The sequence below is a fragment of the Pararobbsia alpina genome, from assembly GCF_965118125.1.
GTDB classification, from domain to species: Bacteria; Pseudomonadota; Gammaproteobacteria; order Burkholderiales; family Burkholderiaceae; genus Pararobbsia; species Pararobbsia alpina_A.
Genome location: NZ_OZ221287.1, coordinates 936654 through 951062 on the forward strand (window position 1 = coordinate 936654; position 14409 = coordinate 951062).

12 protein-coding genes are annotated in these 14409 nt (G+C 63.8%); 4 read left to right on the forward strand and 8 right to left on the reverse strand.

The window, feature by feature from the left end:
• Nucleotides 1-45: 45 nt before the first annotated feature.
• Genes ACMFWR_RS04010 through ACMFWR_RS04025 form a run of 4 tightly spaced genes read right to left on the reverse strand, consistent with a single transcriptional unit; the run spans nucleotide 46 to nucleotide 4493 of the window.
• Nucleotides 46-1254 carry a UbiH/UbiF/VisC/COQ6 family ubiquinone biosynthesis hydroxylase gene (locus tag ACMFWR_RS04010; RefSeq protein ID WP_413193732.1) on the reverse strand — a complete coding sequence of 403 codons (1209 nt, stop codon included), beginning with the start codon at nucleotides 1252-1254 and terminating at the stop codon, nucleotides 46-48.
• On the reverse strand, nucleotides 1251-2636 hold the full coding sequence (locus tag ACMFWR_RS04015) for an aminopeptidase P N-terminal domain-containing protein (protein ID WP_413193733.1): 1386 nt from the start codon (nucleotides 2634-2636) through the stop codon (nucleotides 1251-1253). Before ACMFWR_RS04015 ends, ACMFWR_RS04010 begins: the two co-directional genes overlap by 4 nt.
• A 24-nt stretch (nucleotides 2637-2660) precedes the next feature.
• Complete coding sequence (gene murU, locus ACMFWR_RS04020) at nucleotides 2661-3386, reverse strand: N-acetylmuramate alpha-1-phosphate uridylyltransferase MurU (RefSeq protein WP_413193734.1); 726 nt, start codon at nucleotides 3384-3386, stop codon at nucleotides 2661-2663.
• A gap of 6 nt (nucleotides 3387-3392) precedes the next feature.
• Nucleotides 3393-4493 (reverse strand): aminoglycoside phosphotransferase family protein, encoded by a 1101-nt coding sequence (locus tag ACMFWR_RS04025; protein WP_413193735.1) that lies wholly within the window; start codon nucleotides 4491-4493, stop codon nucleotides 3393-3395.
• Nucleotides 4494-4769: 276 nt separating this feature from the next.
• On the opposite strand from ACMFWR_RS04025, the gene ACMFWR_RS04030 reads away from it, so the two are divergent.
• From ACMFWR_RS04030 to rsmA, 4 genes are all read left to right on the forward strand, one after another.
• Nucleotides 4770-7139 carry an LPS-assembly protein LptD gene (locus tag ACMFWR_RS04030; RefSeq protein ID WP_413193736.1) on the forward strand — a complete coding sequence of 790 codons (2370 nt, stop codon included), beginning with the start codon at nucleotides 4770-4772 and terminating at the stop codon, nucleotides 7137-7139.
• A gap of 138 nt (nucleotides 7140-7277) precedes the next feature.
• Nucleotides 7278-8660 carry a peptidylprolyl isomerase gene (locus tag ACMFWR_RS04035; protein WP_413194774.1) on the forward strand — a complete coding sequence of 461 codons (1383 nt, stop codon included), beginning with the start codon at nucleotides 7278-7280 and terminating at the stop codon, nucleotides 8658-8660.
• 49 nt (nucleotides 8661-8709) lie between these two features.
• Nucleotides 8710-9753 carry a 4-hydroxythreonine-4-phosphate dehydrogenase PdxA gene (gene pdxA / locus ACMFWR_RS04040; RefSeq protein WP_413193737.1) on the forward strand — a complete coding sequence of 348 codons (1044 nt, stop codon included), beginning with the start codon at nucleotides 8710-8712 and terminating at the stop codon, nucleotides 9751-9753.
• Nucleotides 9750-10559: a 16S rRNA (adenine(1518)-N(6)/adenine(1519)-N(6))-dimethyltransferase RsmA gene (gene rsmA / locus ACMFWR_RS04045; protein ID WP_413193738.1), complete on the forward strand. Its 810-nt coding sequence runs from the start codon at nucleotides 9750-9752 to the stop codon at nucleotides 10557-10559. The genes pdxA and rsmA overlap by 4 nt, the downstream gene beginning before the upstream one ends.
• 79 nt (nucleotides 10560-10638) lie before the next feature.
• On the opposite strand, the gene ACMFWR_RS04050 is transcribed toward rsmA, so the two are convergent.
• The 4 genes from ACMFWR_RS04050 to ACMFWR_RS04065 all read right to left on the reverse strand — a co-directional run bounded on the left by ACMFWR_RS04050 (nucleotide 10639) and on the right by ACMFWR_RS04065 (nucleotide 14383).
• Nucleotides 10639-11967 carry a hemolysin family protein gene (locus tag ACMFWR_RS04050; protein WP_413193739.1) on the reverse strand — a complete coding sequence of 443 codons (1329 nt, stop codon included), beginning with the start codon at nucleotides 11965-11967 and terminating at the stop codon, nucleotides 10639-10641.
• A 28-nt stretch (nucleotides 11968-11995) separates the two neighbouring features.
• Complete coding sequence (gene gloA / locus ACMFWR_RS04055; protein WP_413193740.1) at nucleotides 11996-12382, reverse strand: lactoylglutathione lyase; 387 nt, start codon at nucleotides 12380-12382, stop codon at nucleotides 11996-11998.
• Nucleotides 12383-12540: 158 nt separating this feature from the next.
• Complete coding sequence (locus tag ACMFWR_RS04060; protein ID WP_413193741.1) at nucleotides 12541-13458, reverse strand: M48 family metallopeptidase; 918 nt, start codon at nucleotides 13456-13458, stop codon at nucleotides 12541-12543.
• Between the two features lie 127 nt (nucleotides 13459-13585).
• Nucleotides 13586-14383, reverse strand: coding sequence for a lysophospholipid acyltransferase family protein (locus ACMFWR_RS04065; RefSeq protein ID WP_413193742.1), 798 nt, complete (start codon nucleotides 14381-14383; stop codon nucleotides 13586-13588).
• Nucleotides 14384-14409 lie beyond the last annotated feature (26 nt).

A 14409-nucleotide genomic window follows, 5' to 3' on the forward strand; every position in this document is an offset into this window, starting at 1 on the left:
ACCGCATGAAATAACCTTGCGGTGCAGCGCGCGATGTCCTATGCGCTAGCGCCGTTGTCCGAACATCATGTGGCGGGCGAGCGCGGTCTTTGCCGCAGGCATCAGGTCGAGTGCGGCCAGCGCGAAACCGCGCAGCGCAGTGAGCGGGCCGAGATCGATCGTAAAGGCGCGCGCCATCGTGTCGGTGAGCCCGATCGTGACACGCCGGTCGAAGTCGCGCCGTTGCGCGAAATCGCGCAGCGCCTCGGGTGTCGCACCAAAACGCGCGATGCTGTCGACGAGCGCATGCGCGTCGCGCAGTCCGAGATTGAGTCCCTGTCCGGCCACGGGATGCAGCGTTTGCGCAGCGTTCCCGATCGCGACGACGCGACGGTCGACGGTTTGTGTGAGCGCCGTCAAACCCAGCGGAAACGCCGCGCGGCCCGTGATCGACGTGAAGGCCCCCATTCGTGTGCCGAAGGCCTCTTCGAGTTCGGCAAGAAATGCCGCGTCGCTGAGCGCGAGCCGTCGTTGGGCGTGATCAGGCTCACTACACCAGACAAGCGCATAGGCACAGCGCGACGGATCGGCGTGCGTGTCGAGCGGCAGCAGCGCAAGCGGTCCGGCGGCGGTAAAACGTTCCCACGCCGTGTGCCGCTGCGGTGCAGTGACCGTCACCACACCGACGATGGCTGTCTGCCCATAGTCGCGCTGCCGCTGGCCCTGAGCAGGTCCTTCGGCCAGTCTGGGAACATCGGATCGATTGCCGCGATAGAGCCCGCCCTCGGCATTGACGAGCACGCGTGCGCTCAGCGTTTTGCCTGCGCCATTCGCGTCGAGCGTGAGTGTCACACCGTGGTCGTCTTGTTCCGTGGCCGTGGCGCTGGCGAGCGTCAGGTCGATGCCGAGGCGCGCGGTCCCGTCGGCGAGCGCGCCGACGAGCGCCCCGTAACGCACCACGTAACCGAGCGCCGGCACATCGTGCTCGTCGTGTTCGATCAGCGCCCGGCCGAACGTGCCACGCTGCGATACGTGAATGCGTTCGATCGGCGTCGCCTGACGGGGCCAGCCGATCGGCTCAAGCAGCACGCGGCTGCCGTGCGACAGCGCCAGTGCGCGCGGGTCATCCAGCGCGGCCTGCGGCGCGCGCGCATCGAGCAGCATCACGGAAAGCTGAGCCGTGGCGCTGCGCCGCGCAAGCCAGCCTGCCAGTGCGAGGCCGACCGGGCCGGCGCCGACAATGGCGATATCACAGTCGAGGGTCGAAGCCGTCATCGTTTCATCAGATATTCGATCGCATCGATGTCGACGGGGACGTCGCGCGTGAGCAATTCGCAGCCCGAGTCCGTGACGACAGCGTCGTCTTCGATCCGGATGCCGATATGGTGGAACGCCTCAGGCACGTCGTCGGATGCGCGGACATAGATGCCCGGCTCGATCGTCAATGCCATGCGTGGCGCGAGGGTGCGCCGGGCGCGTGGGGTGTCGCCTCGCGGCGCGGCATCGAGCGGCTCGAAGTAGTCTCCGACGTCATGCACGTCCATGCCGATCCAGTGGCTCGTACTGTGCATGTAGAAACGCCGATAGGTCTTCTTCTCGACGACATCGTCGAGTCCGCCATGCTCGTTGCGATCGAGCAGTTGCGTGTCGAGCATCCCCTGAGCGAGCACGCGCACCGCGGCCTCATGAGGCGCGTCGTAGCTCGCGCCCGGCCGCGTTGCATCGATGGCCGCCTGCTGCGCCGCGTGAACGATGGCGTACAACTCGCGTTGAGCGCCAGTGAAACGCCCGTTTGCCGGGAACGTGCGCGTGATGTCCGACGCATAGCCGTCGAGTTCGCATGCGGCGTCGATCAGGATCAGGTCGCCGTCGCGCGCAATGGCATTGCCGGCCGGGTAGTGCAGCACGCATGCGTTCGCACCGCTTGCGACGATCGATCCATAGGCAGGGCTCTGCGCGCCCTGCCGCCGGAATTCGTAAAGCAGTTCGGCTTCAAGTTCGTATTCCCGAACGCCCGCGCGGCTCGCCTGCATTGCGCGCCGATGCGCGGCGGCCGAGATGCGCGCTGCGCGCCGCATGATGTCGAGTTCGTGGTCGTCCTTGAACAAACGCATCTCGTCGACGAACACGCGAACGTCGTGAGCGATCGCGGGCGCCGCGATGCCCACGCGCGACCGTGTGCGCACGCCGTCGAGCCAGGTCCGCACACGGGCATCGAGCTCGGCCGATGTGCCCAGTGCGTAGTGCACGGATGCAGCGTGCGCCAGGATGTCCGGCATGCGCAGATCGAGTTCCGCGATGCTGTATGCCGACGAGAAACCGAACTGTTCACGCGCGGCGTCGGGTCCGTAGTGGAAGCCTTCCCAGATTTCGCGCTCGACATTCTTTTCGCGGCAGAACAAGGTCGTTTCACCGTTCGTGCCGTCGAGCACCAGCCATGCCTCAGGCTCGGGAAATCCGCTCAGGTAGTAAAAGCTGCTGTCGTGCCGGTACGGGTATTCCGCGTCGTGATTACGGATCGCGGACGGCGCGGTCGGTAAGATCGCCACGCCGCCGGTGCGCGCAAGATGATCGAGCAGGCGAGCGCGGCGCCCGGCGTGGATGTCGGTAGCGGCAGGCGCGAGGCCGGCGACCGCGGGTTCATTCGCAAGGTTCATGGCGAGATTGTAGCGCCAGGGTGCTCAGCGAAGTGGGGGTGAAGCCCGCAAGCGCGCGTCGACTTCCGCGAGCTCGGCGGGGGTGCCGACGTTGTGCCAGATCCCGTCGAAGCGCTGGCCCGTCGCCCGGCCCGCAGCGATCGTCTGAGCGAAGTAGGGCGCGAGCTTGCGCACCGTGCCGCGTGGGATGTCACGGAACATGCGTGTGTCATAGACGCCGATGCTGCCGAACGTGAGACGGGGCAGGGTCTCGTCGGCGCATAGCGTGCCGTCGTCGCGCAGGACGAAATCGCCGCGCGGGTGAAACAGCGGATTGGGCACCATGACCAGATGCATGCCGGGATCGGGTGCCCGCGTCAGGCGCGTGACAGGTTCACGCAGGCTCGCATAGTCGAACCCGGTGTACAGATCGCCGGCAATCGCAACGAAGGCGCAGGGCTCACCATCGGCTTCGAGTAGCGGCAGGGCCTGTGCGATGCCGCCTGCCGTTTCAAGCGCGTCGCCCTCGGGGGAGTAACGCAAGGTGACGCCCCATCGCGAGCCATCACCGAGTGCGGGCTCATACTGCTCTCCGAGCCACGCATGATTGATCACGATCGTTTCGAAGCCCGCGCGGGCCAGGCTTTCGATCTGCCAGACGATCAAGGGTTTGCCGCCTGCTTCGAGCAGGGGCTTCGGGTGAGCATCCGTCAGCGGGCGCATGCGCTCGCCGCGGCCTGCCGCGAAGATCATTGCAATCGGGTTCATCATGCGTCCTCAGAAGGTGTAACCGACCTGAGGCGACTGGCCTTCGATCTCGTCGAGCAGTCGTGCAAGCGGTGCGAGCGGGCGATAGCGCACCGCGACCTTGCGTGCGTACGCGATAAAGCGGGGAATATCGGCGAGGTAGCGGGGCTTGCCGTCGCGATACGTCAGGCGCGCGAACAGCCCCAGTATCTTCAAGTGACGTTGCAGGCCCATCCATTCGAGTTCGCGATAGAACTCGCCGAAATCGGCACGCACCGGCAACCCCGCCTTCTTCGCCTGCTCCCAATACCAGACGAAGCAGTCGAGTTCGAACTCCTCGTCCCAACTGATAAACGCGTCGCGCAGCAGCGACGCGACATCGTACGAGATCGGCCCTTCGACGGCGTCCTGAAAGTCGATGACGCCCGGGTTCGGCCCTCCGATCATCAGGTTGCGCGGCATGAAGTCGCGCAGCATGTAGAGCTGGGGTTGGTTCAGCGCGCTGTCGGCGAGCAGACGGAAGACCGGCGCGAGCGTGGCGCGGTCTTTCGCGAGCTGCGCCTCGTCGTGCCCGAGATGGCGTTCCAGATACCACTCGGGAAACAGGTTCATCTCTCGCTGGAGGAATGCGTCATCGAACAGCGGCAATACACCGGGCTTCGACGCGCACTGCCAGCGCACGAGCGACGCAAGTGCATCGCGCATCAGCGGCAACGCCCTGGCGGGCTCGTTCGGGTCGAGGACGTCGATATAGGCGGTACGGCCGAGATCGGACACGAGCATCAGACCCTGGTCAAAGTCGTGAGCGAGGACGCGCGGCACGTGCACGCCGGCGTCGGCGAGCAGCCCGGCGATCTGTACGAACTCGCGACACTTTTCAGGCGGCGGCGCGTCGACCGCAATCACGGTTTGCGCCGGCCCGGCGTCGCCCGACGCCGTGTCGGGGGCGTCGACAGGGGCACGCAGTCCGAGCGCCTGTGCCCCGGCCGCGTCAATGCCCAGACGAAAGTAGCGCCGCGCGCTCGCGTCGGCCGATGCGGGGTTCAGCGTGTCGATCTGCAAGCCGCGCGGTGAAGCGAGACCGGCCAGCCAATTGCGCAGCTGGTCGAGTCGGGAATCGGAGGCAACCATCGAATTCAAATAGGCGCGCGGCGCGAAAAAAAGAAAATATGAGAAAGGAAACGCGGTGATCGGCGCCGAGTATTACAGGATGCGGTCGCCCGTAAAACGTCTTGCCATATAATACCCCACGACTTTTTACGCGCGACCCGCGCAAGCTTGCTCCGCTTCCGCCTGAGGGCCGCCACACAAGGCTTCCCGGCTGGCACCGCCCGACGCGCGTTCGCGAGGTGGTTGCCCGCAGCGGCGAGGGGCGCACGTTGCCGGGTCAGCCTGACCCTTGCGTTCATGCCGCCGAGACAGATCCGACGAACGAACTTCCGCCGTTGCTCACCGTTGCGCGCCACGCCGCTTTTTGCGGCGATTGTCGCCACGGCGGGCTGGACGCCCCATTACGCCCATGCGCAGCTTGTCGGCAAGGCTGCGCAGCCGACGCCGATCGACGCGACCTGGGGCCTCAGGCTCGCGCCTCAGCTCGAAGAGCATACGCCGCCGCCTGATCAGAAGTCGGCGCGATTCACGATTTCCGACTATGCCGCGGGAACGACGGACCAGGACGTTTCGCTGACAGGCAATGCCGAAGTCCGCAACACGACGACCGTCATCAAGGGCGACAACCTCCATTACGATCAGGACACCGACCGCGCCGACGCGTATGGCACCGTTCACCTCGTGAACAACGGTAATACGTTTATCGGGCCCGAGGCGCACCTGAAGGTCGAAGCGAACGAAGGCTTCATGCTGACGCCGACGTATCACTTCAATGACACGGGCGGCAGCGGTCATGCGAAGCAGGTCAATCTGCTCGACCCCGAACGCACGATGATCGACCACGGCACGTACACCGCGTGCCAGTGCGCTGAAGATCCCTCCTGGTATGTGTCCGCGACGCAGGTCGACCTGGACTCGGGCACGAACCAGGGGGTCGCACACAATGGCGTGCTGTTCTTCGAGCACGTGCCGATCTTCGCGACGCCCTATATGACGTTCCCGTTGAACGGCGACCGTCAGTCGGGGCTGTTGCCGCCGACTGTGTCACTGAGTTCGAACACGGGTTTCGATTATTCGCAGCCGTACTACTTCAATATTGCGCCGAACCGCGATTTGACCGTGACGCCGCGACTGATGACGCGACGCGGCCTGCAGGTGACGGGCGATTATCGCTATCTGGCGCAGACGTACTCCGGCGAGCTGACGATTGCCGATTTGCCGCACGATCTGGAGACCAAGACCAACCGGTACTCGATCGAGTTCAAGCACAATCAGCAGATCGCCGACGGCCTGAATTTATACGCGATTTATAACAAGGTGTCCGACGATCGCTACCCGGAAGACCTGTCGGCACCGGATGTCTACGCGAACGGCACGCAGGTGCTGTATCAACAGGAAGCGGGCCTGACGTACAACAAGGGCGACTGGTCGATTCTGGCGCGTGTGCAGCACTGGCAGACGCTGCCGCCGTCCAATACGGCGCCGCCGTACGGGCGCGAGCCTCAATTGAACGTCAAGTACGACAAGTACAACGTCGGCGGCTTCGACTACGGGTTCGAAGCGGATGCGTCGCGCTTCCGCGTGACGACCAGCGACATGACGCAGGGCGACCGGTTCTACTTTGACCCGTACATCAAGTACTCGTTGATGGGGCCGGGATACTTTGTGATCCCGAAGCTCGAAGCCCACGCGGTCGCGTACAACCTGGACTATCTTTCGACGGGCTCGCCCGCAGGTCAGACGCGGGATCCCCGCTCTTTCACGCCGACCTTCAGTCTGGATAGCGGCCTTGTTTTCGAGCGCAATATCCGGCTGTTCGGCATGGATTTCATCCAGACGCTCGAGCCCCGCGCTTTCTACGTCTACACGCCGTACCGGAACCAGAACTTCCAGCCGCTGTTCGATACGGCGCAGTCGGACTTTGGTCTGGCCGAAATTTTTACCGAGAACACGTTTGTCGGCGGCGACCGGATCGCGGATGCAAACAAGCTGACCGTCGGTGTCACGACCCGCTTTATCAATGCCGATTCGGGCGACGAACGTGCGCGCTTCACGATCGCGCAGCAGTACTACTTCACGCAGCAGCGCGTCACGCTGACGCCCGACGAAACGCCTGATACGGCGAACCACTCGGACCTTTTGCTCGGTGCCTCGTTCAAGCTCGGCCCGACTTTCGCGACCGGTCTGGCGTTCCAATATAATCCGAGCACTGAGCAGCTGATCCGCTCGAACCTCGGGTTCGCGTGGAGCCCGGCTGAGCGCGAGGTGATCAATATGTCGTACCGCTACACGCGCACGACCGCCTCGACCGCCGACACGCCGATCAACCAGTTCGTGACGTCCGCCCAGTGGCCGTTGACACACCGCCTCTATGGCGTCGGACGCATCAACTTCGACCTCAACGAGCATCGCGTCGTCGACGGCCTCGTCGGCCTGCAGTATGACGCGGATTGCTGGACGCTCGGCATCGCGTTCCAGCGCTATGCGAACGGCGTCGAGACGAGCGGCGTGCCGGGCACCGGCACGCGGATCCTTGCGCAGCTGGAACTCAAGGGCTTTTCGAAGATCGATAATGGTCTGATCGCCCAGTTCCGGGCGAGCGTGCCGGGCTATCAGGAAACGCCGGCATTGCCGCCGCCCCAGTCGCGTTTCACGAATTATGAGTAAAGCTGTCGCCGCTGAAAGGCGGCGGCCGGGCAGTCGGAAGTGCAACCCTGCGCGCGCAGGCGAGCGTCGGACCCTCAATCGGGCCACGAGCGCATCGCGCGTTGCAGCAGAAATTAAACGGAGTATCTGTTGGGAATCATGAAAACCGTCAAACCCACGGGCTCGCGCTGGTCGGTCGCGCTGGCTGTCCCCCTGCTCGCGCTGGCTGCCGCGATCCTCAATGCGGGCCCCGCGCACGCGCAGGCGCTTACGAACGGCGGTATCGAGCCGGTCGACCGCGTCGCTGCGGTCGTCAACAACGGTGTGATCACGCAGCGCGAACTCGATGAACGCACAAGCCTGATCATCAATCGTCTGAAGAAGCAAAACTCGTCGATGCCGCCCGAAGCGGAACTCAAGCGTCAGGTGCTTGACCAGATGGTGCTTGAACGCATCCAGATCGAAAAGGCGGAAGACGACGGCATCGTGGTGGACGAGGCGATGGTTCAGCGCACGCTGCAGCGTCTTGCCGCGCAGAACCAGATGTCGCTGGACCAGTATCGCGATCGTTTGACGAGCGAAGGCGTGCCCTGGTCGACGTTTCAGCGCGATGCGAAAAACGAGCTGATCCTCGCGCGTCTGCGCGAGCGTGAAGTCGACAGCAAGGTCCAGGTGTCCGACACGGAAGTGGCGGCGTATCTCGCGAGCCAGCGCGGACCGGGCGCACCGCAGAACGACCTTCATGTCCAGCTGATCGAATTCAACGCGCCGCAGACGATGTCGGCGACGGAACTCGAAGCCGTGCAGGCGAAGGCGCAAATCGTGCTGCAGCAGGCGACGGATCCGAAGGCGGATTTCGGCAAGCTCGCGGCACAGTACTCGCAAGCGACGGACGCAGCCAAGACGAGCGGCGACCTCGGCTTCAAGTCGCCGTCCGTCCTGCCGCCGGCGGTTGTTTCGGCAACCTCGCAACTGCGCCCGGGCCAGGTCGATGCCACGGTCGTCAAGGGTGACGACAAGCTCTACATCGTGAAGCTCGTCGATCGCCGTCCGGCGCAGAGCGCGGGCGCCGATGCGCCGAAGATGCAGCAGACGCACGTCGAGCACATCCTGATCCGCGTCGGCGGATCGACGTCGGAGCCGGCGGCGCGCCAGCAGCTCGCCGATATCAAGACGAAACTGCAAGCGGGCAACGGCGACTTCGCCACGTACGCACGCACGTATTCGCAGGACGGATCGGCCCAGCAGGGTGGCGATCTGGGCTGGATCAGCCCGGGCGAAACCGTGCCTGACTTCGAGCGTGCAATGAACCTGCTCAAGGTCGGCGAGATCAGCGATCCGGTGCGCACGGAGTACGGCTACCACCTGATCGAGGTGCTCGGCCGCCGCGACGCGGACGTGAACGTGCAGCAACAGCAAGACCTCGCGCGTCAGGCCCTCGGCCAGCGCAAGGCGGAACAGGCGTATTCGGACTGGCTGCGCGAGCTGCGTGACAGCTCCTATGTGCGGTACGAGACTGACCCGGTGCAGGCATCGAAGTAAGTGTGTGGCTTGTGTCGGACTTTTTGAGCAAGACGTTGTGAGTGGACCTGTGAGCAAGACCCCGCTGCGGATCGCGATTACGACCGGCGAACCCGCCGGGGTCGGTCCGGAGCTGACCGCGCAGGCGCTCGCGCAAGCGTACCCGCTGGTGCAGGGCGGCTCGGGTGCAACCGCGGGCGTGGTGGCCACGCGCTGGCCCGGGGCGCAGATCGTGCTGGTCGGCGACGCCGATCTGCTCGCCGAGCGCGCCGCGCTCGTGGGCGTCGACTGGCGTGCCGTGCTGGCTCGCGGCGATGTGCTGATCGAGCATCGGCCGCTTGCCGTGCCGTCGCATGTCGGACGGCTCGACCCCGCGAACGGGCGCTACGTGCTCGATTTGCTCGATGCCGCCATCGACGGCGCGGTCAGCGGCAGCTATGCGGCGCTTGTCACTGCGCCACTCCAGAAGAGCACGATCAACGACGCGGGCATTCCGTTCACCGGCCATACCGAGTACCTTGCGGACCGCACGAATACGGCGCGCGTCGTGATGATGCTCGCGGGCACCGGCGAGCGTCCGCTGCGTGTCGCACTTGCCACCACGCATCTTCCATTGCGCGATGTCGCGCAGGCGCTGACGACCGATAGCCTGGTCGACACGCTGACGATCATCGATCGCGATCTGCGCCGCTCGTTCGGTCGTTCGGCGCCGCGCATCCTCGTGACAGGCCTCAATCCGCACGCCGGCGAAAACGGCTATCTCGGGCGCGAGGAAATCGACGTGATCACGCCGGCGATCGAGCGTGTCCAGGCCACGGGTATCGATGCACGCGGCCCGTATCCGGCGGACACGTTATTCCAGCCGCGCCATTTGCGCGACGCGGATTGCGTGCTCGCCATGTTCCACGACCAAGGCCTGCCTGTGCTGAAATACGCCACGTTCGGCGAAGGCATCAACGTCACGCTGGGCCTGCCGATCGTGCGGACCTCGGTCGACCACGGCACGGCACTCGATCTTGCGGGCACAGGGACGGCCGATTGCGGCAGCCTGCTCGCGGCGATCGACACGGCGGTCACCATGGCACGCCATCGGCAGCACGCGACCATTTCATGAAGCAGAAACCTCATCAGGGCCACGTTGCGCGCAAGCGCTTCGGCCAGAATTTCCTTGTCGATCACGGCATCATCGATTCGATCGTCGACGCAATCAACCCGCAGGCCAGGGATCGCATCGTCGAGATCGGTCCGGGCCTTGGCGCGTTGACGACACCGCTTGCCGCGCGCCTCGACCAGATGCACGCGGTCGAACTCGATCGCGATCTGATCGGACGACTGACGCGGCAATTCGGTGACAAGCTGGTGCTGCACGCCGGCGATGCGCTCGATTTCGATTTTCGCCCGCTTGCCGATGTGCCGGGTGCGACCGGGCCCAGGAATCTGCGCGTGGTCGGCAATCTGCCCTACAACATCTCGAGTCCGCTGCTGTTTCACCTGATGACGTTTGCCGACGTCATCATTGATCAGCACTTCATGCTTCAGGACGAAGTCGTCGAGCGGATGGTCGCGGAACCCGGAAGCAAGGCGTTCAGCCGGCTGTCGGTGATGCTTCAGTATCGCTATTGGATGGACAAGCTGTTCGACGTGCCGCCCGAATCGTTCGAGCCGCCGCCGAAGGTGAATTCGGCGATCGTGCGCATGATCCCGCGTACCGACGACGAGCTTGCCGAGGTCGACGTTCGTATTCTCGGTGAACTGGTCACGGCGGCGTTCAGCCAGCGCCGCAAGATGCTGCGCAATACGCTGTCCGCGTATCGGGAACGTGTGGATTTCGATGCGATGGGCTTCGATCTTCAGCGTCGTGCTGAAAATGTGCCCGTCGACGAATATGTGCGCGTCGCACAGACGCTTCAATCCGCCTGAGCCAACGTAAGCGACGCGCTCTCAAGCCACGACAGGTCGCTGCGCAGTCAGCGGCGGACGTCGCGCGTCGCGTTACGTCTCAGTCTTCGAGTTCCGACGGCGCGTCATCCCTGGGTTTCACGACGACCGTGCCGATGCGCGGTCCGATCAATTCCTTGACCGTGATCGTCGCGGGCTCGAAATCGATCACGTGACCCGGCAGCGGCAGTTCACCGAGCCGATCGAGGATCATCCCGCCGACCGATTCGGAATGTTGCTCGCCGAAGTGCACGCCCAGCACATGCTCGAGCGAGACGATCGTGAGGCTGGCCTGGCCCTCGACGCTGCCGTCGGGCAGGCGTTCCCATTCGACTTCGGTTTCCCGGACATCGTCCTTGATCTGCCCGACAAGCGCGCTCGCGAGGTCCGACAACGTCACGAATCCGATCGGCGCGATGCCTGGGCGCCCGACGACCGCGAAGTGCGGGGCGCCTGCCCTGAACTCGCGCAACAGCTCGAGCGCCGGTGTTTCGGGCAGCACATGCAGCACAGCGCGCATCAGGGTGGTCAGGGCAGGGTCGGTCGTGTGGTCTGCTGAGCCGTCCGTTCGGGCGAACAGCAGATCCTTGAGGTCGATCATGCCGACCACCGTGTCACCGTCTTCGCCGAACAACGGATAGCGGCTGAAGCGCTGTTCGCGTGCCACCGAGATGACTTTCCCGAAGGAATCGGTGACTTCGAACCCGACGGCATCGCGCAACGGGCGCATCAGGTCAGACGAGGTCAGCCTGCCGAACTCAAGTGAATGCGAGAGCGTGTTCCATTCGTCGCGAGTGAACTGACGCGGCTTTTCGCTTCCGCGCAGGATCAGGCGCAATTCGTCCTCGCCGTAGGGCGCCTCCGCGTGATCCGAGGCTGTCAGGCCGAAGAGCCTCAGAATGCGTGTCGCGCATGCATTGAGCAGCGCAATCGCCGGATACATGACCCAGTAAAACAAGTACAGCGGTGCGGCCGTGAGCAAACCGGCGCGTTCGGGCATGCGGATCGCGAGAGACTTCGGAGCAAGTTCGCCGGCGACGATATGCAGGAACGAAATCAGCACGAACGCGAACGCGAGTGCGATCGCGTCGCCGATATGCTGGGCAACACCGATCGCCGGAAACAGCGGACTGATGAGATGCGCGAACGCCGGCTCGCCGAGCCAGCCGAGTCCCAGCGACGCGAGCGTGATGCCAAGCTGGCACGCGGACAAATAGGCATCGAGATGGCCATGGACACGACGCAATAGCCGACCGCGCCAGCCGTGCTGTGTCGCGATGGCCGCGACGCGTGTCGCGCGAAGTTTGACGAGCGCAAACTCCGCGGCGACGAAGAAACCGTTGAGCGCGACGAGCAGCAGGGCTCCAATCAGGGCGAGGAACGTTTCCATTCAGTGCGCGTGCGTGCTCGTCATATGGTCAATGTTTTCGCTCAATGAATTCGATCTTATAGCCATCCGGGTCTTCGACGAATGCGATGACCGTCGTGCCGTGTTTCATCGGTCCGGCTTCACGCGTGACCTTACCGCCTTTGTTGCGCACGTCATCGCATGTTTTGGCCGCATTGTCGACTTCGAGCGCGATATGGCCGTAGCCCGAACCGATATCGTACTTTTCCGTATCCCAGTTGTGCGTCAGCTCGATGACGGACGCCTTGTCTTCCGTGTCATAGCCGACGAAGGCCAGGGTGAACCGGCCTTCAGGATAGTCGTGCTTGCGCAGCAGCTGCATGCCGAGCACTTGCGTATAGAAGTCAATCGAGCGCTCGAGATTGCCGACGCGCAGCATGGTGTGAAGCATTCTCATGATGTGGGGTCCTGATGCGAGACATGGGGATGACGCGATGCGCTCGCGCCAGCCGTAATCGTAACGTTCTCGTCGCGTCACGCCTATGGCACATCGATGCATGGCACTCATGCGCGCCGCGCAACGACGTCCGCTGAACCACTGAACGACGGAAGGACTCAGAGCGCCGGGAGCAGCTCCGGCGGATGATTCTTGAGCGTATGCCGTGCTTCGCGGAATTCCGGAAAGATCGACGCGACGGTTTCCCAGAAGCGGGCGCTGTGATTCATTTCGCGAAGGTGGGCCAGTTCGTGCGCGACCACGTAGTCGATGATCGACATCGGAAAGTGAATCAATCGCCAGTTCAGGCGAATCTTGCCGTCGCTCGTGCAACTGCCCCACCGCGTCGATGCCGACGACAGGCCGAACTTCGTATAGGTCACGCCGAGCCGCTGCGCATACAAGTCGAGTCGCGGCGCGAAGACGCGTTTCGCTTCGGTCTGCAGCCATCCCTGCACGCGATCCTTGACCTGCTGCGCGTCGGCTGAAACCGGCAGACCCAGCGACAGTACCTGCGCCTCTTCGTCGAAGTACAGGCTGCCTGTGGCCGACGCGATCGCCACGCGGATCGTCTTGCCGAGGTAGGGCAGTTCGGCGCCATCGGTCCACGCGATGTCCGGCAATGCGCGGCGTTCGGCGCGCCCTTGCCATTCGGTGAGTTTGTTGACGATCCAGTTCTGCTTGTCCGAGATCGCGTGCTCGATATCCGTCAGCGTGACCCAGCGAGGCGACGTGACGGTCAGCCCTGTCCCGTCGATGACAAAGCCGATCGTACGCCGCGACGAACGCTTGAGCCGATAGGGCAGCACACGCTGTCCCAGCATGACATGACGCAGGCGTGAGCCATCGGGGAGTGTCGTGGGCGCCGGCAGTCGCGGAGAGACGAAGGCGTCGGGCGAATCGGAAGTCTTGACGAGCGGGGAGATGAGGGAAGCGGGAGAAGACAGTGGGGACAGCAGGGCCGGCTCGTCGAACAACGGCAGATCGAGCTGCCGGGTGTCGAGCGCTGCGGTGCGCGGTGAGGAGGCCTGAGGCATGTTCAGCGGTACTCCGGGGCATCTGTCGCGCATGGCGCGCCGGATGCGGTCTACGTTGGAGGCAAGTGTAGACGATTTACAAAAAATCGGCGAACTGTGCTTTCTGAGTGGTGCTTTCGCGACGCAATCAATCCACGGCGCGCGAGTCCGCCTTCGATCCGCGCACATAGAGCGTCGCATCGTCCGGCGAGTAAGGTGCTGTGTAGGCTGCCGGATCGATCCTGCGCATCTCGGTTTCGATCCAGGCTTCGACTTCGCGATTGACCTCGTCAATGTTGCGACCGGCCGTCGGAATCGGTTTGCCGATCGACAGTGTGACCATCCCCGGATATTTGAGCCACGAGTTGCGCGGCCACAGATGGCCGGCATTGTGCGCGATCGGTACGATCGGCGCCTGCGCGCCAACGGCAAAGCGCGTACCGCCGCTCTTGTACTTGCCGCGGCGGCCGACCGGGATGCGGGTGCCTTCAGGGAACATGATGACCCATGACCCGTCGGCAAGCCGTGCCTGGCCTTGCTTGAGCACCGAGGCAAACGCAGCGCCGCCTTGCTTGCGATCGATCTTGATCATCTTGAGCATCCCGAGTGCCCAGCCGAAGAACGGCACATAGACCAGTTCCTTCTTGAACACAAAGCAGAGCGGCTTGGGCATCAAGCCGGGCAGCGCGAGTGTTTCCCATGCCGACTGATGCTTGACGAGCAATACCGCAGGGCCGTCCGGCAGGTTCTCCATGCCTTCGATGCGATAGCGGATGCCGTTCAACGTGCGCAGCACGTTGAGCGTCACGCGACACCAGCCCGCGGCGACCCAATAGCGTCGCGGCGCACTGAGGAACGGAAACACGATAAAACAGAATGTCGCGTACGGAATCGTGAACGCTGCGAAGTACAGCAGCAATACGATCGACTTGATGCGCGTGCCCAAGATGATGTCCTGAATAAAAAACGTCC

What these genes read in the sequence shown, in the direction of transcription:
- ACMFWR_RS04010 (WP_413193732.1), bottom strand. Translation starts at nt 1,254, where the DNA reads ATGACGGCTTCGACCCTCGACTGTGATATCGCCATTGTCGGCGCCGGC.
- ACMFWR_RS04015 (WP_413193733.1), bottom strand. Translation starts at nt 2,636, where the DNA reads ATGAACCTTGCGAATGAACCCGCGGTCGCCGGCCTCGCGCCTGCCGCT.
- murU (WP_413193734.1), bottom strand. Translation starts at nt 3,386, where the DNA reads ATGATGAACCCGATTGCAATGATCTTCGCGGCAGGCCGCGGCGAGCGC.
- ACMFWR_RS04025 (WP_413193735.1), bottom strand. Translation starts at nt 4,493, where the DNA reads ATGGTTGCCTCCGATTCCCGACTCGACCAGCTGCGCAATTGGCTGGCC.
- ACMFWR_RS04030 (WP_413193736.1), top strand. Translation starts at nt 4,770, where the DNA reads ATGCCGCCGAGACAGATCCGACGAACGAACTTCCGCCGTTGCTCACCG.
- ACMFWR_RS04035 (WP_413194774.1), top strand. Translation starts at nt 7,278, where the DNA reads ATGAAAACCGTCAAACCCACGGGCTCGCGCTGGTCGGTCGCGCTGGCT.
- rsmA (WP_413193738.1), top strand. Translation starts at nt 9,750, where the DNA reads ATGAAGCAGAAACCTCATCAGGGCCACGTTGCGCGCAAGCGCTTCGGC.
- ACMFWR_RS04050 (WP_413193739.1), bottom strand. Translation starts at nt 11,967, where the DNA reads ATGGAAACGTTCCTCGCCCTGATTGGAGCCCTGCTGCTCGTCGCGCTC.
- gloA (WP_413193740.1), bottom strand. Translation starts at nt 12,382, where the DNA reads ATGAGAATGCTTCACACCATGCTGCGCGTCGGCAATCTCGAGCGCTCG.
- ACMFWR_RS04060 (WP_413193741.1), bottom strand. Translation starts at nt 13,458, where the DNA reads ATGCCTCAGGCCTCCTCACCGCGCACCGCAGCGCTCGACACCCGGCAG.